The organism is Paraburkholderia sp. SECH4 (genome assembly GCF_030511745.1).
Classification (GTDB): domain Bacteria; phylum Pseudomonadota; class Gammaproteobacteria; order Burkholderiales; family Burkholderiaceae; genus Paraburkholderia; species Paraburkholderia madseniana.
Map to the genome: position 1 here is coordinate 193,743 of NZ_JALOCP010000012.1, position 20,922 is coordinate 214,664.

The window sequence follows — 20,922 nt, forward strand, 5'->3', positions numbered from 1 at the left end:
CCCGCGACGGGCTGCAACTTTCATCGGGCCTCCCGGACTCGCGCGTGCATGGATGCCGCGCTGTCACTGTCGATGGAACATGATGCAACGAAACGGCGTGCATCCCGCTCGCGAAATGCACGCCGTATTTGACTTCAGAGAAGCTACGTCAGATGCGCTTCGCGCTGTTGTGGCTCCAGCTTACGCCGGCTTGCCCCAACTGTCGCGCAAGCTGACGATGCGATTGAATACGGGTTTGCCCGGTTTCGAATCGACGCGGTCGGCGACGAAATAGCCGTGGCGCTCGAACTGATAGCGCTGTTCCGGCAGCGCGTCGCGCGCACCCGGTTCCAGGTAGGCGTTGACCACGCGCTTCGAATCCGGATTCAGCGCTTCGAGGAAGTCGCGGCCGCCGGCGTCCGGTTGCGGTTCCTTGAACAGACGGTCGTAGATGCGCACTTCGGCCGGGACCGCGCCTGCCGCGCTGACCCAGTGAATGTTGCCCTTGACCTTATAGGTGTTCGCGCCTTCCGTGCCCGATTTGCTGTCCGGGAAGTAGTTGCAGTGGACTGCGACGATGTTGCCGTTCTCGTCCTTGTCCGCACCGATGCATTCGATCACATAGCCGTAGCGCAGGCGCACCTTGTTGCCCGGGAACAGGCGGAAGTAGCCCTTCGGCGGCGTTTCGTTGTAGTCCTCGCGTTCGATCCACAGTTCGCGCGAGATCGGGAACTCCCGAACCCCCATTTCCGGATGATGCGGGTGGACCGGCGCATTGCACGGCTCGGTCACGCCTTCGGGGAAATTGTCGATGATCAGCTTGACCGGATCGAGCACGGCAGCGGTGCGCGGCGCCTTGTCGTCCAGATCGTCGCGCAGCGCGCCTTCGAATACGCTCATGTCGATCCACGAATCGACCTTGGTGACGCCGATGCGCTCGCAGAACAACTGGATCGCTTCCGGCGTGAAACCGCGGCGGCGCACACCGACGATAGTCGGCATGCGCGGATCGTCCCAGCCCTCGACATGGCCTTCGGTCACCAGTTGCAGCAGTTTGCGCTTGCTGGTGATCGCGTAGGTCAGGTTCAGGCGCGAAAACTCGATTTGTTGCGGCAGCGGGCGCGTGAAGATTCCAGCTTCGGCCAGCTCGTTCAGAATCCAGTCGTACAGCGGACGGTGGTCTTCGAATTCGAGCGTGCACAGCGAATGCGTGATGTTTTCCAGCGCGTCCGAGATGCAGTGCGTGTAGTCGTACATCGGGTACACGCACCATGTGTCGCCGGTGCGGTAGTGATGCGCGAAGCGGATGCGGTAGATGACCGGGTCGCGCATGTTGAAGTTCGGCGACGACATGTCGATCTTCGCGCGCAGCACATGCTCGCCTTCCTTGAACTCGCCGGCTTTCATGCGGCGGAACAGGTCGAGGTTTTCCTGCACCGAACGCTCGCGGAAGCGCGACGGCGTGCCGACTTCGGAAGCCGAGCCGCGGTTCGCGCGCATTTCTTCGGCCGACTGGCTGTCCACATACGCCTTGCCGCGTTCGATCAGCAGTTCGGCGAATTCGTACAGTTTGTCGTAGTAATCGCTCGCGAAGTAGAGCTGTTCCTTGCCGCCTTTTTCCCACTCGAAACCGAGCCAGCGCACCGAGTCGATGATCGAGTCGACGTACTCGATGCTTTCCTTTTCCGGATTCGTATCGTCGAAACGCAGATGGCACACGCCGCCGTAGCTGCGCGCCACGCCGAAGTTCAGGCAGATGCTCTTGGCGTGACCGATGTGCAGGTAGCCGTTCGGCTCGGGCGGAAAGCGCGTTTCGACGCGCTGGCCCCACTTGCCGGTGCGGTTGTCTTCGTCAATGATGTTGCGGATAAAATTGGATGCCGCTGGCGCGTCGTTGCGTTCGGTATTCATGCGAGAAGGTGAAAGTCTGTCGGGGACGCGCAATGCGCCCACTTATCCGTCAATTCTACCTGACGCGTTCGCTCGCGGCAGGCGAGTGCGGCGCGCAGCCAACGTTTGAGCGGTTTCGAGTGGTTTTTGGGGGCGGACGAGATCGTGCAAGCTGCGTTTAATGTGCTGTAACAGGAGGTAAAACGTTTTGTTGGCGCGGTCCATGGCGACTTACGATGCGGGCGGCGCACTCTCCACGCGCCGCGCACGGGCGACATGATGTTCGCCCACGGATTTTTCCCCGGCGCCGCTTTGCGCCCGTGCGGCGCAAGCCAGACAGCCTCGCCGCACACCCGCGCCCCGCTCAAGCCGTTTCGGATTGCGCTGCCTGTGCCCTGCCGTGTAGCGCCCACCAGAGCGCTGCCGGGCACGCAGGCCGCGTCACCCATTGGGCCGCCCTGGCATGGACGCTTTCCGTTCGTGCAACATGGCGTTCCTAGTTCCCGGAGTTCCTCAGATGTCCGTCCCGTCGCATGACGCGCCTCGCGCGCCCTTCGCCTCTTTGTCTTTCGCACGGATCGTGACGGCTGCGGCCGTGTTCGCCGCGCTCGCCGGCAGCTTCGCCGCGCCCGTCCCCGCGCTCGCGAAAACGCCGCTGCCCAAGGCCGTGCTGGACGCGTCGGCGGTGGCCGTGCCGGATCGCTTCAGCGCCGACACCGCGCAGCAGATCTTCGCCGCCGGCGGCAACGCGGTGGACGCCGCGGTGGCGATCGCCTTCACGCTGGCCGTGACCTGTCCGGACGCGGGGAATCTCGGCGGCGGCGGCTTCATGACCGTGTTCATGGACGGCAAGCCGTATTTTCTCGACTATCGCGAGCGCGCGCCGCAACAGGCGACCCGCGACATGTACCTCGACGATAAAGGCAACCTCGTGCCGGGTATGAGCCTCGTCGGCCATCGCGCGGTGGGCGTGCCGGGCACCGTCGAGGGCATGTGGGAAGCGCAGCAGCGTTTCGGCAAGCTGAAATGGAAGCAGGTGCTGGCGCCCGCGATCCGTTACGCCACCGACGGCTTCCAGGTCGACCAGGGGTTGCAGCAGCGCCACGACGCGGCAGCGAAGAGTTTCGCCGGCAAGACCAACTTCGAAGCCTACTTCTCGAACCTGAAGGCGGGCGTCATGTATCGCCAGCCGGAACTCGCGCAAACCCTCTCGCGCATCGCCAGCGACGGCGGGCGTGAGTTTTACGAAGGCCGCACCGCCGATCTGATCGCCCAGCAGATGTATGGCCACGGTCTGGTCACGAAGCAGGACCTGATTCAATACAAGGCTGTCTGGCGCCAGCCGCTCACCGCCAATTGGAACGGCTACCAGGTCGTGACCGTGCCGCCGCCGAGTTCGGGTGGTGTCGGGCTGATCCAGATGCTGAAGATGAAGGCCGATCTGAAGCCGGCGTTCGATGGCCTCGAGCTGAATTCCGAGCCGTATATCCATCTGATCGCGCAGATCGAAGACCGCGTGTTCGCCGATCGCCAGCAATACATCGGCGACCCCGATTCGTACAAGGTGCCGCTCGACAAACTGACCAGCGACGCCTACCTCGCGCAACGCGCCGATGAAGTGAAACCCGACGAAGTGCCGGGCGCCACGCCGGTCAAAGGCGGCCTCGGCGACGTGATGCCGGAGAAAGCGCAAACCACGCATTTTTCGGTGGTCGACAAGTGGGGCAACGCCGTGTCGAACACCTACACGCTGAACGGGGATTTCGGTTCTGGCGTGGTAGTGGACGGCGGCGGCTTCCTGCTCAATGACGCGATGGACGACTTCGTCACCAAACCGGCTGCCGCCGGCACGCCCGGCGCGACGGCTGACGACCTGAACACGGTGGCCCCGGGACGCCGGCCGCTTTCGTCGATGACGCCGACCATCCTGTTGAAGGACAACAAGGTGTCGCTGGTGATCGGCACGCCTGGCGGCTCGCGAATACTCACGTCGATCTTCCAGGTCATGACCAACCTGTACGATTTCAACATGGCGCCGGCCGATGCTTTGGCCGCGATGCGGTTCCATCATCAGTTGCTGCCGCCGAAGACGATCTATTTCGAGCCGTATCATCCGATCACGGGTGAGTTGGCCGATCAGCTGAAAGCCAGGGGCTACACGCTGGAAGGGCAGTCGTTTAACGGCGACGTGCAGATGATCCGCGTCGAAGGGACGACGCCTGAGCCGGCAGCTGATCCGCGCGGCGTGGGCGTGGGCCGTGTGATGCATTGAAGCATGCGGCTTTGGCCGGGCGAAGTGGGTGATTGCGGAAGCGGGCTGCGGAAGCAAACTGCGGAGACGGACTGCGTGCGGAGACGTACCGCAAAAACGTACCGCAAAAACGTACCGCAAAAACGTACCGCAAAAACGTACCGCAGCAACAATTGCAGACGTGGACCGCGGAAACATATCGCGAAAGCGAACTTGAAAAACGAACTGCGACGGGGAACGCAATGAGCGGACAAAAACTAAACGTACTCGTGCTGCCGGGCTACCAGAACTCCGGCGCGGGTCACTGGCAGACGCTTTGGGAAGCGCTCGATCCCGCCTTCGTGCGCGTGCAAATGCCTGACTGGGATCATCCGACGCGCGACGCGTGGTGCCGCACGCTCGACGCCGCAGTGGCCGCAACCGACTCGCCGGTGGTGTTCGCCGCGCACAGCCTGGGCTGCCTGACGACCGCCTTCTGGGCGTCGCAATACGCGAGCGTTGAGCAGTTGGCGAAAGTGGCCGGTGCATTACTGGTGGCCGTGCCCAACCCCTCCGAGGCGCATTTTCCGCAGGACGCCAGCGGCTTTGCGCCGGTGCCGCGCACGCGCCTGCCGTTCGCGAGCATCGTCGTATCGAGCAGCGACGATCTATACGGTGGTGTGCCGTTTTCGCAGACTTGTGCGAGCGCGTGGGGCAGCCGCTGGATCGATATCGGGCCGCGCGGCCACATCAATGCCGATAGCGGCCTCGGCGATTGGGAAGAGGGGCGGCGCTGGCTGGCTTCGTTGGGCGAAGGGCGGTGATGGCCTCATTTGCGGAGTTTCGGGCGGCGAGTGAGCTGGCACCGTCGCCAGCTCCGCTGAAAACTGCCACCGCCTCGGCCGGCTCCAAACCACTCGCCCGCAGCGCAGCCGGCCTCAAATCACCGACTGGTCCCGCAACGCCGCAATCCGTGCCTCGTCATAGCCGAGCACATCACGCAGGATGCTGTCGGTGTGCTCGCCGAGCGTCGGCGGATGGGACAGCGCTTCGGGCGGCGTACCGCTCATATTGATCGGATTGCGCACCAGTTTGACCGTGCCGCCCGACGGATGCGGCAGATCGACCTGCAACCCGCGCGCCACGACCTGCTCGTTCTCGAACACTTCGCCCAGATCGTTGATCGGCCCGCACGGCACACCGGCTGCTTCGAGGGCGGCAATCCATTGTTGTTTGCCCTGCAGACGCACCATGTCGGCAAGAATCGGCACGAGGATATCGCGGTTGCGTACGCGTGCCGGATTGGTGGCGAATCGCTCGTCAATGGCGAGTTCGGTGCGGCCGCCGGCCTCGACGAACTTGCGGAACTGGCCGTCGTTGCCGACCGCGACAATGATCCAGCCGTCGCTGGTCTGGAAGGTCTGGTAGGGCACGATGTTCGGATGCGCATTGCCCCAGCGCACGGGCGGCTGGCCGCTCGCCAGGTAATTCGAATTCATGTTGGCCAGCATGGCCACCTGCACGTCGAGCAGCGCCATGTCGATGTATTGACCTTCGCCCGTGCGGTCGCGATGCGTGAGCGCCGTGAGCACGGCGATGGTCGAATACATGCCGGTCATCAGATCGGCGATCGCGACGCCGGCCTTTTGCGGGCCGCCGCCCGGCTGGCCGTCGCGCTCGCCGGTAATGCTCATGAAGCCGCCGATGCCTTGCACAATGAAATCGTAGCCGGCGCGCTGCGCATACGGGCCGGTTTGCCCGAAGCCGGTCACCGAGCAATAGATCAGATCGGGCTTGACTTCCTTCAGCGACGCGTAATCGAGGCCGTACTTCTTCAACTGCCCGACCTTGTAGTTCTCCAGCACCACGTCGCTTTGCGCGGCCAGTTCGCGGATGATCCGCTGGCCTTCGGGCGAAGCGATGTCGACGGTGACCGAGCGCTTGTTGCGATTGGCCGCAAGGTAATAGGCGGCCTCGCGCGTGTCGGCGCCTTCAGGCGTTTTCAGATACGGCGGCCCCCAGTGGCGCGTGTCGTCGCCGACTTCGGGCCGTTCGATCTTGATCACGTCGGCGCCGAAATCGGCGAGCGTCTGCGCGCACCAAGGCCCGGCGAGTACGCGTGTGAGGTCCAGCACGCGGATATGACTGAGAGCGCCCATATTTTTCATTGTCTCCTTTGTAGCCAAAGCGACGTACATGTCGCCGCGGATGGGGGCAATCTTAAGCGATTCCCGCGCGCCGGCGCAGTCAGCCGAACGGCATAGGACGCGCGGCGCGCCTCGCCATGTCACTCGCTACCCGGCCAAACCTGGCCGAATGGCCATCGGGACCAGGGTGGGACAGGGCCGCCGCCGCGCACGGGCGCCGATCCCGTATAATCAGTCGTTTAAGAAACAAACAGTTGGCGCATCCCCATGATGCCGCCGGTAACAGCCAGGGAACTGGCAAACCCGTCCCCCGCACGCTATGAAAGCCGCCGAAATCCGCGAGAAATTCCTCAAGTTCTTCGAATCGAAGGGCCATACGATCGTTCGCTCGTCGAGCCTTGTGCCCGGCAACGACCCGACACTGCTCTTCACCAATTCGGGAATGGTGCAGTTCAAAGATGTGTTCCTCGGCGCGGAATCGCGTCCGTATTCGCGCGCCACAACCGCGCAGCGCAGCGTGCGCGCCGGCGGCAAGCACAACGATCTGGAAAACGTCGGCTACACCGCGCGTCACCACACGTTCTTCGAAATGCTGGGCAACTTCTCGTTCGGCGACTACTTCAAGCGCGACGCGATCCACTACGCGTGGGAATTGCTGACCGGCGTGTACCAGTTGCCGAAAGACAAGCTGTGGGTCACCGTCTATCACGAAGACGACGAAGCGCACGACATCTGGGCGAAGGAAGTCGGCGTGCCGGTCGAGCGCATCATCCGCATTGGCGACAACAAAGGTGCGCGCTACGCGTCGGACAACTTCTGGCAGATGGCCGACGTCGGGCCGTGCGGCCCTTGCTCGGAAATTTTCTACGACCACGGCCCGGAAGTCTGGGGCGGCCCGCCGGGGTCTCCTGAGGAAGATGGCGATCGCTACATCGAGATCTGGAATCTCGTGTTCATGCAATTCAGCCGCGACGCCCAAGGCAACATGACGCCGCTGCCCAAGCAGTGCGTCGACACGGGCATGGGTCTCGAGCGTATCGCCGCGGTTCTGCAGCACGTGCACAGCAACTACGAGATCGATCTGTTCCAGGCGCTCATCAAGGCTGCAGGCCGCGAAACCGGCGTAACCGATCTGACGAACAACTCGCTGAAGGTGATCGCCGATCACATCCGCGCCTGCTCGTTCCTGATCGTCGACGGTGTGATTCCGGGCAACGAAGGCCGCGGCTACGTGCTGCGCCGTATCGTGCGCCGCGCGATCCGCCACGGCTACAAGCTGGGCAAGAAGGGTTCGTTCTTCCACCGCATGGTGCCGGACCTCGTCGCGCAAATGGGCGGCGCCTATCCGGAACTGAAGGACGCGGAGCAACGCGTGACAGATGTGCTGCGTCAGGAAGAAGAGCGCTTCTTCGAGACCATCGAGCACGGCATGTCGATTCTCGAAAGCGCGCTGGCCGATCTGGAAGCGAAGGGTGGCAAGACGCTCGACGGCGAACTCGCGTTCAAGCTGCACGACACCTACGGCTTCCCGCTCGATCTGACGGCAGACGTCTGCCGCGAGCGCGAAGTGACGGTCGACGAAGCCGCTTTCGACGAAGCCATGGCGCGTCAGCGCGAACAGGCTCGCGCGGCGGGCAAGTTCAAGATGGCGCAGGGCCTCGAATACTCGGGCGCGAAGACCACGTTCCACGGCTACGAAGAAATTATCTTTGACGACGCGAAAGTGATCGCGCTGTATGTTGACGGCGCGTCGGTCAAGGAAGTGAGCCACGGCCAGCAGGCGGTCGTCGTGCTCGACCACACGCCGTTCTACGCGGAGTCGGGCGGCCAGGTCGGCGACCAGGGCGTGCTGGCGAACGCGAGCGTACGCTTTGCGGTGACCGACACGCTGAAGGTGCAGGCGGACGTGGTCGGCCATCACGGCACGCTCGAGCAGGGCACGCTGAAAGTCGGCGACGTCGTGAAGGCGGAAATCGACGCGGTGCGTCGTGCCCGCACCGAGCGCAATCACTCGGCCACCCACTTGATGCACAAGGCGCTGCGCGAAGTGCTCGGCTCGCACGTGCAGCAGAAGGGCTCGCTGGTCGATGCGGACAAGACCCGTTTCGACTTCGCGCACAACGCGCCGATGACTGACGAGCAGATTCGTCAGGTCGAAGCGATCGTCAACGCGGAAGTGCTGGCGAACGCGCCGGGCATTGTGCGCGTGATGCCGTTCGACGAAGCGGTGAAGGGCGGCGCGATGGCGCTGTTCGGCGAAAAATACGGCGACGAAGTGCGCGTGCTCGACCTCGGCTTCTCGCGTGAATTGTGCGGCGGTACGCACGTGCATCGCACGGGCGACATCGGACTCTTCAAGATCGTGATGGAAGGCGGCGTGGCTGCCGGCATTCGTCGCGTGGAAGCGATCACGGGCGATAACGCCGTGCGCTTCGTGCAGGATCTCGACGCGCGGATCAATGCGGCTGCGGCCGTGTTGAAGGCGCAGCCGTCGGAACTGACGCAGCGGATCATGCAGGTGCAGGATCAGGTGAAGTCGCTGGAGAAGGAACTGAGCGCATTGAAGTCGAAGATGGCTTCGAGCCAGGGCGATGAACTTGCCGGTCAGGCAATCGAAGTGGCCGGCGTGCATGTGCTGGCGGCCACGCTCGAGGGCGCCGATGTGAAAACGCTGCGCGAGACGGTCGACAAGCTGAAGGACAAGCTGAAGAGTGCGGCGATCGTGCTGGCCTCGGTCGAGGGTGGCAAGGTGAGTTTGATCGCCGGTGTGACGGCTGACGCCAGCAAGAAGGTCAAGGCCGGTGAACTGGTCAACTTCGTTGCACAGCAAGTCGGCGGTAAGGGCGGCGGGCGCCCGGATATGGCTCAAGCGGGTGGCACCGAACCGGCGAATCTGCCGGCGGCATTGGCAGGCGTGAAGGGTTGGGTCGAAGCCCAGCTTTGATTCGGGTTTGATTGGGCCATGCGGGGCGCTGGTGGTTTTTGCGTCCCGGGTGGCCCAAGTTGTTTTTGGCCTTGGTGTGTCGTGTCGTGCCGTGTCTTGCCGTGCATCAACCTAACCCATTGCTGTCGCGGTTAGCGTTCCCCGCCACGCAGGCAAAGTAACAAGCAAAAATTCAAGCAACGCCTACCGGTGCAGCGACAGGTAACTCCACCGCATCCTCTCCCGACACAAGCGCTTGCCGCAGCGCATTGAGCGCGGACGAAAAATGCCCTCGTCGCCAGACGAGAAGCGTCTCGATCACACCAATATCCGGAAGCTCATGAACCGCGATGTTGCTCGTATCCGTTTGCAGATCGAGCACTGATCGCGGCGCCACGGCCACTCCCGCGCCGGCGGCGACACAAGCCACGATCGCATGATACGAGCCGAGTTCCAGAACGCGAGCCGGCCTCACGCCGTGCTCCAGATACCACTTCTCGATATACGCCCGGTAAGCACACCCGCGCTCGAACGCGATCAGCGTCGATAAAGCAATATCCCGTACTTCGCGAATCGGCCGATGGCCTCGCGGCGACAGCATCACCAGTTCTTCGCGGAAAACCGGCACTGTCTCGAACAATTCACCGAGCGTGGCTGGATCTGGTGGCGTCGCCACCAACGCCGCATCCACTTCGAATTCGCGGACCCGCTCGATCAGCTTGCCGGTCGTGCCGGTTTCGAGTTCCAGCGCGACATCCGGCCACCGCTGGTGGTAACTCGCGAGCAATCCAGGTAGACGCGTCGCCGCGACGCTTTCCATCGTGCCCAAACGCAGGCGCCCACTCGGACGATCCTCGCGCACGGCATGGCGCGCCTCGTCGGCGAGTGCGAGCAGACGCTCAGCGTAGGGCAGCAGTGTCTCGCCAGCCGGGGTCAAAACAAGGCGCCGGCCGTCGCGGATGAACAGGTCAGTGCCCAGTTGCTCCTCGAGTTGCTTGATGCGCGTCGTGACGTTCGATTGCACGCGATTGAGCTTGGCAGCGGCGCGCGTCACGCCGTTTTCCCGCACGACAGCACGAAAAATGGTCAAGGCGGCCAGATCCATGATTCTCTCCTGGCGATGGTTGGTATCGCAATTATTCATTTTTCGTGATCTAAAGGTCAAGCTAATATGGATTGAACAAACCGGCGACTGCCGGCCCGCTTCCGCTATTCGTCCACTTATGATCGATCTCGCTTCCAGCGCGCAAGACACCGCTACCGAACGTCACGCTGCCCGCCGCGCGGCGCTTGCCTGCATGATCACCTTGGCCGTGGTGCTCGGTATCGGCCGTTTTGCGTTCACGCCGCTCCTGCCGCTGATGCTTCACGGCGGCGCTCTCGGTCAGCCGCAGATCGATATCCAGCACGGCGGCTGGCTCGCATCGGCCAACTACGCAGGCTATTTCGTCGGCGCGATCACCTGCGCGGCGCTGCGGGTGGCGCCGGCGCGTATGGTGCGCGCGGGGCTTGTCGCGACGGTCCTGCTGACGCTGGCGATGGGCGTAACAAGCCAATTCTGGGTGTGGGCCGTCGTGCGCTTCATCGCCGGCGCGGTCAGCGCCTGGACCTTCGTGTTCGCCTCGCAGTGGGGCTTGCGGCGGCTCGCCGAACTCGGCGCGCACGGGTGGGGCGGGGTGATCTATACGGGCCCGGGCATGGGCATTGTCGGAACAGGTTTGCTCGTCAGCGCTGCGGGCGGCTATGGCGCGACGGTCGGTTGGATCGGTTTCGGACTCATCGCGGCGGTGCTTTCGATCGTGGTTTGGCCCGTGTTCGGGGCCGTGACCGGCACCACTTCAAAAGGCGCGACGCTTGCCACGAACGGGTCGATGCCCGTCGCTCATGCCAGTCAACGCTCGGCTGGGCAGCACTCCGCCGGGCAGCACGACACCGGCCAATACGTCGCAATTCAGCGACCCACGAACCATTTCTCCGTCGCGAACCAAATCCCCGCCGCCGGCCAACACGCCCCCACAAACCGTGCCCCGCACCGCGCCGACGCCTTCTGGCTGATTCTGCTCTATGGCGTGCCCGGCTTCGGCTACATCATCACCGCGACGTTCCTGCCGGTGATCGCGCGCCACGCGCTGCCGGGCTCGTCCTGGCCCGATCTGTTCTGGCCTATGTTCGGCGCGGCCTTGATCGTCGGTGCGCTTCTCGCGGCACGCCTGCCGGTGCATTGGGACAATCGCACCCTGCTCGCCGGTTGCTATGTGCTGCAAGCCGCCGGTATTGCGCTCGGCATCGTCTGGCCCACGGCGGGCGGTTTCTCGCTCGGCAGCATCCTGATCGGCCTGCCATTTACGGCCATCACCCTGTTCGCGATGCGAGAGGCGCGGCGCCTGCTTGGCGACGAAGCGGCCGGCCTGATGGGCTATGCGACGGCGGCTTACGGCGTCGGCCAGATCGTCGGCCCGCTGGTGGCCGCGCCGATCGCCGAGCACACGGGGTCTTTCTCGCCGGCCTTGTGGCTGGCGGCGGGGACGCTACTGTTGGGCGCGGCCGGCCTGATCGTCGTGGCACACATGCCGCGAGGCCGTGGCCGCATGCCCGATTGCGGCTGCAACTAACGGTCTTTCCGGGGGCGCATTCCTCGACGTCAACCGATCCCGCAGGCGCAGGTGCAAGTGCAGGCGCAAGTCCAAGTCCAAGCGCCAGCAAGGCAAGTTCATCCGCCGCCTTGCGCCGAGCGCATGGGCCCGTTGAACCGCCTACGAGGCAAATACCAGGCCAAAAAACAAATAACTCACCGGCGCACTAAAATGACGGCTTTCCCGACATCTCAGCGCGCCCGTCGCCGGGCGCGCCGCCAGCCATGCAACATTTCGCGTCCGATAACTACGCCGGCATCTGTCCCGAAGCGCTCAACGCGCTGATCGCCGCCAACAACAGCGGCCACGAACCCGCTTACGGCGACGACTCCTGGACCAACCAGGTTTGCGACCGCCTGCGGGATCTGTTCCAGACCGACTGCGAAGTGTTTTTCGTGTTCAACGGCACGGCCGCCAATTCGCTGGCGCTGGCGTCGCTGTGCCAGTCGTATCACTCGGTGATCTGCCACGAACTCGCGCACATCGAAACCGATGAATGCGGCGGCCCGGAATTCTTCTCCGGCGGCTCGAAGCTGCTGACCGCGCGGGGCGTCGGCGGCAAGCTCACGCCGGATGCGATCGAAGCGGTCGTCACGCGCCGCGCCGATATTCATTACCCGAAGCCGAAGGTCGTCACGCTGACCCAATCGACGGAAGTAGGCACCGTCTACACCGTCGAGGAAGTGCGCGCGATCGCGGCGATCGCCAAGCGGCGTCATCTGAAAGTGCACATGGACGGCGCGCGCTTTGCGAATGCGGTCGCGGCGCTCGACGTGCATCCGTCCGAGATCACGTGGCGTGCGGGCGTCGACGTGCTGTGCTTCGGCGGGACCAAGAACGGTTTACCGGTCGGTGAAGCCGTGGTGTTCTTCGATCGCTCGCTCGCCGACGATTTCGCCTACCGTCTGAAGCAGGCCGGCCAACTCGCCTCGAAAATGCGCTTCATCTCCGCGCCGTGGCTCGGACTGCTGGATAACGACGTCTGGCTGCGCAATGGGCGTCATGCGAATGCAATGGCGGCCTTGCTGGAAACGCGGTTGCAGGAAATTCCCGGTGTGAGCATCATGTTTCCGCGAGAATCGAACGCGGTCTTTGCGCAATTGCCGGCGCAGGCCGCCAAGGCAATGCGTGCGCGCGGCTGGAAGTTCTACGAGTTCATCGGCGCGGGTGGTTGCCGGCTGATGTGCGCGTGGGACACTCAGCCGGAAACCGTCGAGCGTTTCGCTGCGGAAGTGCGCGAGCTGTGCCTGGCCTGAAACCGCATCGACTGCGCGCCTGCGACCAGCCCGGCACCGTGAACTTGAACCGGAAGCTGGAACCAGGAACCAAGCGTACAAACTAGCACCGCGCACGAGTTGCTGAACCAGTGGCAGCACGACATTCAACACTGAACAACGCTGCACACAAACCATAAGAGACGACCCACTCGCCATGACCGAACACCGATTTTGTCCGCGCTGCGCTACGCCTTTGATCGAGCGCGCCGATGCCGAACACGAAGGCGGCCGGACCCGCCAGATCTGCCCTGATACGGAATGCGGGTACGTCCACTGGAACAATCCGCTGCCGGTGGTGGCCGCGATCGTCGAGTACGAGGGCAAGATTCTGCTCGCGCGCAACGCCGCCTGGCCGGAAGGCATGTTCGCGCTGATCACCGGCTTTCTGGAAAACGGCGAGACCCCGGAAGAGGGCATCGCCCGCGAAGTATTGGAAGAAACCTCGCTGCACGCTGAGACGGTCGAATTGATCGGCGTGTACGAATTCATCCGCAAAAACGAACTGATCATCGCGTATCACGTGAAGGCGTACGGCACAGTCGCGCTGTCGCCGGAATTGCTCGAATACCGGTTGGTCGAGCCGGCCAAACTGCGTCCGTGGCGTGCGGGCACCGGTCAGGCGCTCGGCGAATGGATGCGGCGGCGCGGCTTGCCGTTCGAGTTTGTCGAAAAACCAGGGCAGTAAGCGATGAACAAACCCGCACCGGCCACGCGCGGCGCCTACCCGCATTTTCTACCGATCACCACACGCTGGATGGACAACGACGTCTACGGCCACGTCAACAATGTCGTCTATTACAGCTACTTCGACACGGTGGTGAACGAGTACCTGATTCGCGCCGGCGTGCTCGATTTCGAGCATGGCGCGACGATCGGTCTTGTGGTCGAGACGCATTGCAATTACTTCGCGCCGCTGGTGTTTCCCGAGCGCGTCGAAGCGGGCTTGCGGGTCGTGCGGCTCGGCACCTCGAGCGTGCGCTACGAAGTGGGTCTCTTCAAGGAGGGCGAAGATCAACCCGCCGCCCAAGGGCATTTCGTGCACGTGTATGTGGATCGCGTCACGCGTCGCCCGGTGAGCTTGCCCGCCGACTTGCGTGCGGCGCTCGAACCGCTGACCGTCGCTGTGCAGGCGGAATAGGCGCGTGCAGTCGTTCGTCATCAACCTGCTCAACGGTGTCAGTTACGGCCTGCTGCTGTTTATGCTGTCGGCGGGCCTGACGCTGATTTTCAGCATGCTCGGCGTGCTGAATTTCGCGCACGCGAGCTTCTACATGCTCGGCGCGTACGTCGGTTTTTCGGTGGCGGCGCATGCGGGTTTCTGGAGTGCGCTGGTGATCGCGCCGCTGATCGTCGGCTTGATCGGCGCGGCGTTGGAGCGCTGGCTGTTGCGCCGCGTGCGTGTGCACGGTCATCTCCCCGAGTTGCTGCTGACTTTCGGCGCCGCGTATCTGCTCGGTGAGCTGGTCAAGCTTGGCTGGGGCTTGAGTCCGCTTGGCGCGACTGTTCCGGCCGTGCTCGACGGGCCGTTGTTCACCCTCTACGGCGCGGCCTTTGCACGCTATCGGGCCTTCATGATGGCGGTGTCGCTGGCGATGTTGGCGGTGCTCTACGCGGTGCTGCGCGTGTCGAAGGCGGGGCTGATCGTACGCGCGGCGCTTACACATGCGAGTGCTGTCGAGGCGCTCGGCCACAACGTGCCGCGCGTGTTCACCGGTGTGTTCGCGGCAGGCACAGCGCTCGCCGCGTTGGCCGGCGTGATCGGTGCGCCGCTCTTTGTGATCGAACCGTCGATGGCGGAGTCGCTCGGCTCGATCGTCTTCGTGGTGGTCGTGATCGGCGGACTGGGCTCGTTGAGCGGGGCGCTGGCGGCATCGCTGATCGTCGGTTGCGTGCAGACCTTCGCGGTAGCGAGCGACGTGTCGCTGGGCGATCTCACGGCCGTATTCGGAGGCGTGCTGCCGGACGCATGGGACACGCTGACGCTCGCGCAACTCGCGCCGCTGATTCCCTATCTGCTGCTTGTCGCCATGCTGGCGCTGCGCCCGCGTGGACTGTTCGGACGGCGTGACGATCATGCGTGAGCCGCCCGAGAAGTTTGCTGTGCCGGCAGTCAAGCCGCGCTCGATGTTGCGCAGGTTCGCGCCATGGCTCGCGCTCGTTCTGTTCCTCGCCGTGCCCCCCTTTGTCTGGCCGCAAAGCTGGCTCCTCGCCTATCTCGCGCAAACCGCGACGATGATCGTATTCGCGCTTTCGTACAACCTGCTGCTCGGCGAAACAGGCTTGCTGTCCTTTGGACATGCCGCTTATTCCGGCCTCGGCGCACTCATTGCGGCGCAAGTGTTCAATCGCGTCGGCGTGCCGTTGGTGCTGCTGCCGTTGATCGGCGGCATCGGCGGCGCGCTGTGCGGAGTCCTGTTCGGTTTCGTGTCGACGCGGCGCGCCGGGACGGCCTTCGCGATGATCACGCTCGGCATTGGCGAGCTCGTCGCCGCGGCCGCGTGGACGCTGCCCGACTGGTTCGGCGGCGAGGCCGGCGTGCCAATCGATCGCGCGAGCGGACCGATGCTCGCAAGCTGGAGTTTCGGCCCGGCGCGCGAGGCGTATGCGTTGATCGCGCTATGGTGCGTGCTGGCGAGCGTCGCGATGTTCGTGTTGTCGCGCACACCGTTCATGCGGCTCGCCAACGCCGTGCGCGACAACCCAGTGCGCGCCGCGGCGATCGGCTGTTATCCGGGCCGTATCCGCTATGGCGTGGTGGTGATGTCGGCGTTTTTTGCCGGTATTGCCGGCACCTTGGGGTTGATCAATGTCGAACTGGTGTCGACGGAAAGCGTCGGCATGATGCGCTCGGGCGCCGTGCTGATCGCGACGGTGATCGGCGGCACAGGCGCGTTTTTCGGGCCGGTCGCGGGCGCGATCGTCCTGACGTTTTTCAGCGTTGCGGTGGCGAGCGTGACGCGGGCCTGGCTGTTCTATCTGGGGCTGTTCTTTATCGTGATCGTGGTGGCGTCGCCGGACGGACTGGCGGGCTTCATGCAGCGGCACACGGCACGTGTTGCCGCTTACGGTTGGCGCGTGTGCGGCAAGGCGTATCTATGGGGCGCGGCCTCAGCGGTGCTATGGACGCTGGCCGTCGTGTTCGCGGTGCAGTGGGCTTATGCCGCGCAATTCGGTGCGGCCGATGGCGCGGCGTTCAGCGTCATCGGTGTGCCGCTGGAGCCGGCCTCGGCGCATTTCTGGCTCGGCGTCGTGGTGTTCATGCTGGCCGCGCCAGGCGCACTCGCCGCGCACTATGCACATCGTGCGCAAGCGCGTCTTGCCGTGCGCGCCAGCGCCACGCAGATCGCCGGAGACGCGCGATGATCCCGGCCCTCGCGGTCTACGGCGTCGAAAAACGCATCGGCGCCACGCGGATTCTGCGCGGCGTCGATCTTGCGATCGAGCCAGGCGAGCGCCATGCATTGATTGGTCCGAACGGCGCGGGCAAGTCGACGCTGTTCAATCTGATTGCCGGCGGCGCGCGCCCGAACGCCGGGCGCATCGATCTGTTCGGCGCGGAGATCACGCGCCTCGCGCCGGCCGCCATCACGCGCCGGGGCCTCGCGCGCAGCTTCCAGACCACTAGCGTGTTCGCACGCCTCAGCGTATTCGACAACCTGCGCTGCGCGGCCATGCTGGCCGAGCGCGACCGCACGCGCTGGTGGCAGCGTTTCAGCGGCTCACGTACGGTCGATGCGCGTGCCGAGCAGGTGCTCGAAGCCGTGGGGCTGAGTGCGCGCAGACATATCCAGGCCGGCACGCTTAGCTATGCCGAGCAACGCGCGCTCGACCTCGGCCTTGCGCTTGCAGGCGGCGCGCACACCTTGCTGCTCGACGAGCCAACTGCGGGCATGAACCGCGCCGAAGCGGCGCGCGCCATCGAACTGATTCGCGCGACCACCGCCGGCCGTACGTTGCTGATGATCGAGCACGACATGGACGCCGTGTTTGCGATTGCCGACCGCGTTTCGGTGCTGGTGCAAGGCCGGATCATCGCGACCGGCACGCCGGCGGCGATTCGCGCGGATGCGGCCGTGCGCGCCGCTTATCTTGGCGACGGCGTCCGCCCATGACTGCCTTGCTCGACATTCGACAACTGAACGCTTGGTACGGCGCGAGTCAGACCCTGCACGGCGTCAACTTGCAGATCGACGCCGGCGAAGTCGTCGCGCTTGTCGGGCGTAACGGCTCCGGACGCTCGACGCTGGCGCGCGCGATCATGGGCCTCGTGCGCAGCGAGGGCGAGTTGCGTTTTGCCGGCCATGCGCTCGGCGGACTACGCACCTTCGAGATCGCCCGCCTGGGGCTCGGTTACGTGCCAGAGCATCGCGACGTGTTTCCGACGCTGAGCGTCCATGAGAATCTGCAACTCGGTGTGGCACCGCACGCTCGCGGCCGTGCACCGCGCTTCACCTTTGACGACGCCTACGAACTGTTCCCCGTCCTGCGCGAAAGAAAGCGCACGCGCGCCGGCGTGTTATCGGGCGGCGAACAACAGATGCTGACGCTCGCCCGGGCATTGCTCGGCGACCCCGACCTGCTGGTCATCGACGAACCGGGCGAAGGGCTGGCCAGCGTGGTGATGGGGCAGGTCGCGCAATGTCTGCGGATGTTGCGTGATCGTGGTGTGGCGATGCTGCTGATCGAGCAGCGGCTTGTCATTGCGCAAGACATCGCCAGCAGGGTTGCGGTGATGGGGCACGGCGAAATTGTCTTCGATGACGCGCTCGCGTCGTTTGTGAAGCGGCCGGACGTTATGCAGGAATGGTTGGGTGTGGGTTAGCCGCGATGCGTAGCGGAGCTGCGCATAACCGCTGGTTCACCCGGCGTCGCCGCAGCTCACTGAAGGACAGCGCTCGATAGGGCGCCCGAGCCCGGTTTCGCGAAGCCGAACCTGAGCGTCCTTGGCTGGCGTCTCGCTGCGGTTTTATTGCAGCGCCGCATTCGAATTTGCGACCTTTTTGCTGTTCTGACATGCGCGTCACGCACTGCGCGATGCACGCGCCCCTCGTTCCACGCCCAAATCGCGCTCTGAATGCCGTTTGAATCCCGTTTGCGTACAGCGCGCTCAAGCCTGATGCGTGGGGCTTTCCAGTGACTTGTTGTGGCGATTCAAACGCTTGATCGTTTGGTGAGCGTCCTCCAGAAATCTTGTCGGCAGCGCGCTGACAAATCAAGACAATCAGGTCAAAGGCGCGCAACGGCGGCACGGTGTTTAAAGCCGACGTATGTGCGACCGACCATGCCGTGCCGGGCGCGCAAAAGACGCGCCGCGGACTCAGGAGGAGACGTCATGAAACAGACAGGCGCATTGGGCGAAACATCGGCTGACGGCGTGCAGGCGGAGCCCGCGCTGCGGCCGCTTCAAAGAATGTTGTCGCGTCGAGTGGCGCGCACGCCGCTCGGAGAAACATGGCGCACGCGTGCTGGCGCTGGCGCCGCACTGGTGACGGCCGCGCTGCTGATGTCCGCATGCGCCGACGCGAGTTCCACGACCGGCGATGCCGCATCCGCACCGTCGACACAAACGAGCACGGCGGCGAACGCTGTGAGCAACAACGACAGCCCGCTGACGGCAAAATCTCAACCGGACGCGGGACTCACCGCTAACGCCACGAACGGCGTCGCTACGGCTTCGAGCGGCACCGCCGTTGCGAGCACCGATCATCCTGCCTTTGCATCGCGCCCCTCGCTCGAACTCGCCAAGGCCAAACAGCTTGCTGCCGAACAGCGCGTCGCCGCACGCGTGCCGGCCGCGAGCGGCATGACCGAAAAGCGCAGCCGTCCGCTTACGCTGCGAGATTCCGGCATCGACGGTTCGTTGATGTTCGCGCGCGACGTCGACTTTCGCGTGACCGGCGATATCGGTTTCATGATTCACGACATGGCCGCGACGCTGACGCCGGCACGCGCTGGACAGCCGATCGTGTTCGACGATCCGACCAGCGTGACGATCAACGTCCACCGTGGCGACGTCACGCTCGACAGCGCCAAGCTCACTGCGATTTTCAATCGCTACCTGTTCCAGTACCAGGGCTCGCCGCTGCGCAATATGCGAGTGGTGCCACAAGACGGCGGCACCTTGCGAATTACGGGCGAAATGCATCGCGACACGTGGGTGCCGATCGTGCTGATCGGGTCGCTGTCGATGCGCAACGCCGACAACCTCGTGTTCCATGCCGACCACGTCGAAGTGGCCGGCGTCGGTGCCGACAAGCTGATGCAGGCTGCGCACGTGAAGATGGCCGACCTGTTGAAGGTGGACACGCCGATCGCGCGTCTCGAAGGTGACGACGTCGTGATGCAGGTGGCCAAACTCACGCCACCGCCCGCGTTGCGTATGACCATCACGCAGATCAACACCAGTGCCGCAGGTGTCCGTTTCACGCTCGACGACCGCACGGTGCAGAAAATTGACTGGCCCACGACGATGCCACCGCGCGGCATGCTGGTGCAGGGCGGCGACGTGAAATTCATGCGTTCGATGCCGATGAACATCGACATGGCGCTAACGCCACTTGATACGAATGCGCCGTTCGTACTCGACCTGTATCACTACCGCGACCAGATGGCGGCCGGCTACTTCACCTTCGACGAGGCAGGCGCACTGGACGTGCATTTGCCGTCATATCCCACGCTAGCCAGCGCGTCGAAAGATGCGCCGACGCAAGTGGGCAGCGCGAGCGCGCGCTTTAACGACAGCTTCATTCGCGCGCAGCAGGCGTCGCTCGCGCAGGCGCGCCTGGTCTGGCAACAGGTGCCGCAGACTTTGCGGACGGCATCGGTTGCACGCGCGATCCCGGTCGGCACGCGGGCGGCATTTGTCGGTCAGAGCATGGCGACGCCCGGCTCTGCGATTAGCGACGAGCGGCACTCGTCCGGACCTGCACCCTTGATTCACGTCGAGAATGTCGACTTCTACGTATCGGGTCGAATCGGCTTTCATGTGCGTTCGCTGGATGCGCAGATGGTGCCGAAGAATCCGGGTCAACCGGTCGACCTCGACGATCCGGACCAGTACGACATTCGGATCATTGGCGGCGAAGTGGTCGAGCCGTGGCCTGCCATGGCGGCGTTGTTCAACGATTATCTGCTCGACTATGAGCGGCGTTCGCTGAACGATTTGCAGTTGAAGCCGGTGGATGGCAAGTTGGAAGTATCGGGCGGGATCAAGTTGTGGAATCACTTTCCTGGCGTGTGGCTGCCGACGACGATGAGCGGCACGATCGTGGCTAAGGATGAGCGGCATCTTGTCTATGAGCCGACCTCGGTGAAGGTGCTGGGGGTGCCGCAGGCGGGGTTGTTGCGGGCGCTGGATATTCCGTTGGCGTCGTTGACGCCGTTTACACGCAAGGGTGTTGCGTTGAAGGGTAGCGAACTGGTGTTCGATCAGTACACCGTGTTTCCGCCGCCGGTTTTGCAGGGGCGGCTGGCTAGTGCGACGGTGACTGATGAGGGGTTGGTGTTGAAGTTCAAGCGTGATGCATCCGTTGCTGCTGCGAGGCCGCCTGCTGGGGCGGCGAAGAGTTTTGTCTGGATCGAGTCGGGTGATGTGAAGATGTTTAATTCGTTGGTCACGAATGCGAGGACTTTTATTCGGGATAGTTCTAATCCTGGGGTCATGAAGTTTGATCTTTATGGATATCGAAGGGATGTTTCCAAGGGGATTGTGAGGATGGGGGAGGATGGGGGATTGGACGTGGATCTGGCTGCTAGGAAATAGTTAGGGTTTTTGCCTTCGCGGCGCTTATTGTCCGTGTTCTTAGGGCTTTGGCCTTTCCTTGAATTGTTAGTGGTCTATTAG

At 63.8% G+C, this 20,922-nt stretch carries 15 protein-coding genes; 12 read left to right on the plus strand and 3 right to left on the minus strand.

Translation table 11 applies throughout. The features are described from left to right. Positions 1–180: 180 nt before the first annotated feature. Entirely contained in the window at positions 181–1,890 is a 1,710-nt protein-coding gene (locus tag M0D67_RS18720) for a glutamine--tRNA ligase/YqeY domain fusion protein (protein ID WP_266239353.1), read from the minus strand. Positions 1,891–2,386: 496 nt separating this feature from the next. Between M0D67_RS18720 and ggt the strand changes: the two genes are divergently transcribed. Beyond that, positions 2,387–4,141: a gamma-glutamyltransferase gene (gene ggt / locus M0D67_RS18725; protein ID WP_266239354.1), complete on the plus strand. Its 1,755-nt coding sequence runs from the start codon at positions 2,387–2,389 to the stop codon at positions 4,139–4,141. Between the two features lie 221 nt (positions 4,142–4,362). Continuing rightward, the gene (locus M0D67_RS18730) at positions 4,363–4,923 is read left to right on the plus strand and encodes an alpha/beta hydrolase (RefSeq protein WP_266239355.1); all 561 of its coding nucleotides are present in this window, start codon (positions 4,363–4,365) and stop codon (positions 4,921–4,923) included. A 114-nt stretch (positions 4,924–5,037) separates the two neighbouring features. Here M0D67_RS18730 and M0D67_RS18735 read toward each other — a convergent pair whose 3' ends face one another. Beyond that, a complete protein-coding gene (locus M0D67_RS18735) occupies positions 5,038–6,258 on the minus strand; it encodes a CaiB/BaiF CoA-transferase family protein (protein WP_171927420.1) in 1,221 nt (406 codons plus the stop codon). A 307-nt stretch (positions 6,259–6,565) separates the two neighbouring features. Here M0D67_RS18735 and alaS point away from each other — a divergent pair, with 307 nt between their 5' ends. Further along, positions 6,566–9,190 carry an alanine--tRNA ligase gene (alaS, locus tag M0D67_RS18740; protein ID WP_266239356.1) on the plus strand — a complete coding sequence of 875 codons (2,625 nt, stop codon included), beginning with the start codon at positions 6,566–6,568 and terminating at the stop codon, positions 9,188–9,190. Between the two features lie 172 nt (positions 9,191–9,362). Here the strand turns inward: alaS and M0D67_RS18745 are convergent, their stop codons facing one another. Then, positions 9,363–10,274, minus strand: coding sequence for a LysR family transcriptional regulator (locus M0D67_RS18745; protein ID WP_266239357.1), 912 nt, complete (start codon positions 10,272–10,274; stop codon positions 9,363–9,365). A 118-nt stretch (positions 10,275–10,392) separates the two neighbouring features. On the opposite strand from M0D67_RS18745, the gene M0D67_RS18750 reads away from it, so the two are divergent. The 9 genes from M0D67_RS18750 to M0D67_RS18790 all read left to right on the plus strand — a co-directional run bounded on the left by M0D67_RS18750 (position 10,393) and on the right by M0D67_RS18790 (position 20,841). Further along, positions 10,393–11,781 (plus strand): YbfB/YjiJ family MFS transporter, encoded by a 1,389-nt coding sequence (locus M0D67_RS18750; RefSeq protein WP_171927419.1) that lies wholly within the window; start codon positions 10,393–10,395, stop codon positions 11,779–11,781. Between the two features lie 245 nt (positions 11,782–12,026). Beyond that, entirely contained in the window at positions 12,027–13,058 is a 1,032-nt protein-coding gene (locus M0D67_RS18755; RefSeq protein ID WP_266239358.1) for a low specificity L-threonine aldolase, read from the plus strand. 175 nt (positions 13,059–13,233) lie between these two features. Next, entirely contained in the window at positions 13,234–13,764 is a 531-nt protein-coding gene (locus M0D67_RS18760) for an NUDIX domain-containing protein (RefSeq protein WP_266239359.1), read from the plus strand. A gap of 3 nt (positions 13,765–13,767) precedes the next feature. After that, positions 13,768–14,217, plus strand: a complete 450-nt coding sequence (locus M0D67_RS18765) for a thioesterase family protein (protein WP_266239360.1) — start codon at positions 13,768–13,770, stop codon at positions 14,215–14,217. 4 nt (positions 14,218–14,221) lie between these two features. Beyond that, on the plus strand, positions 14,222–15,160 hold the full coding sequence (locus M0D67_RS18770) for a branched-chain amino acid ABC transporter permease (protein WP_054036322.1): 939 nt from the start codon (positions 14,222–14,224) through the stop codon (positions 15,158–15,160). 43 nt (positions 15,161–15,203) lie between these two features. Next, on the plus strand, positions 15,204–16,442 hold the full coding sequence (locus M0D67_RS18775) for a branched-chain amino acid ABC transporter permease (RefSeq protein WP_266239363.1): 1,239 nt from the start codon (positions 15,204–15,206) through the stop codon (positions 16,440–16,442). After that, entirely contained in the window at positions 16,439–17,191 is a 753-nt protein-coding gene (locus M0D67_RS18780; RefSeq protein WP_154566368.1) for an ABC transporter ATP-binding protein, read from the plus strand. Before M0D67_RS18775 ends, M0D67_RS18780 begins: the two co-directional genes overlap by 4 nt. After that, the gene (locus tag M0D67_RS18785) at positions 17,188–17,901 is read left to right on the plus strand and encodes an ABC transporter ATP-binding protein (RefSeq protein ID WP_154566369.1); all 714 of its coding nucleotides are present in this window, start codon (positions 17,188–17,190) and stop codon (positions 17,899–17,901) included. The genes M0D67_RS18780 and M0D67_RS18785 overlap by 4 nt, the downstream gene beginning before the upstream one ends. A gap of 588 nt (positions 17,902–18,489) precedes the next feature. After that, positions 18,490–20,841: a hypothetical protein gene (locus M0D67_RS18790; RefSeq protein ID WP_266239364.1), complete on the plus strand. Its 2,352-nt coding sequence runs from the start codon at positions 18,490–18,492 to the stop codon at positions 20,839–20,841. Positions 20,842–20,922 lie beyond the last annotated feature (81 nt).

Bases quoted from the DNA above. Each gene is read 5' to 3' on its own strand.
- M0D67_RS18765 (WP_266239360.1), top strand. From the start codon at position 13,768: ATGAACAAACCCGCACCGGCCACGCGCGGCGCCTACCCGCATTTTCTA.
- M0D67_RS18790 (WP_266239364.1), top strand. From the start codon at position 18,490: ATGTTGTCGCGTCGAGTGGCGCGCACGCCGCTCGGAGAAACATGGCGC.
- M0D67_RS18780 (WP_154566368.1), top strand. From the start codon at position 16,439: ATGATCCCGGCCCTCGCGGTCTACGGCGTCGAAAAACGCATCGGCGCC.
- M0D67_RS18745 (WP_266239357.1), bottom strand. From the start codon at position 10,274: ATGGATCTGGCCGCCTTGACCATTTTTCGTGCTGTCGTGCGGGAAAAC.
- M0D67_RS18750 (WP_171927419.1), top strand. From the start codon at position 10,393: ATGATCGATCTCGCTTCCAGCGCGCAAGACACCGCTACCGAACGTCAC.
- M0D67_RS18785 (WP_154566369.1), top strand. From the start codon at position 17,188: ATGACTGCCTTGCTCGACATTCGACAACTGAACGCTTGGTACGGCGCG.
- M0D67_RS18735 (WP_171927420.1), bottom strand. From the start codon at position 6,258: ATGGGCGCTCTCAGTCATATCCGCGTGCTGGACCTCACACGCGTACTC.
- alaS (WP_266239356.1), top strand. From the start codon at position 6,566: ATGAAAGCCGCCGAAATCCGCGAGAAATTCCTCAAGTTCTTCGAATCG.
- ggt (WP_266239354.1), top strand. From the start codon at position 2,387: ATGTCCGTCCCGTCGCATGACGCGCCTCGCGCGCCCTTCGCCTCTTTG.
- M0D67_RS18720 (WP_266239353.1), bottom strand. From the start codon at position 1,890: ATGAATACCGAACGCAACGACGCGCCAGCGGCATCCAATTTTATCCGC.
- M0D67_RS18730 (WP_266239355.1), top strand. From the start codon at position 4,363: ATGAGCGGACAAAAACTAAACGTACTCGTGCTGCCGGGCTACCAGAAC.
- M0D67_RS18760 (WP_266239359.1), top strand. From the start codon at position 13,234: ATGACCGAACACCGATTTTGTCCGCGCTGCGCTACGCCTTTGATCGAG.
- M0D67_RS18775 (WP_266239363.1), top strand. From the start codon at position 15,204: ATGTTGCGCAGGTTCGCGCCATGGCTCGCGCTCGTTCTGTTCCTCGCC.
- M0D67_RS18755 (WP_266239358.1), top strand. From the start codon at position 12,027: ATGCAACATTTCGCGTCCGATAACTACGCCGGCATCTGTCCCGAAGCG.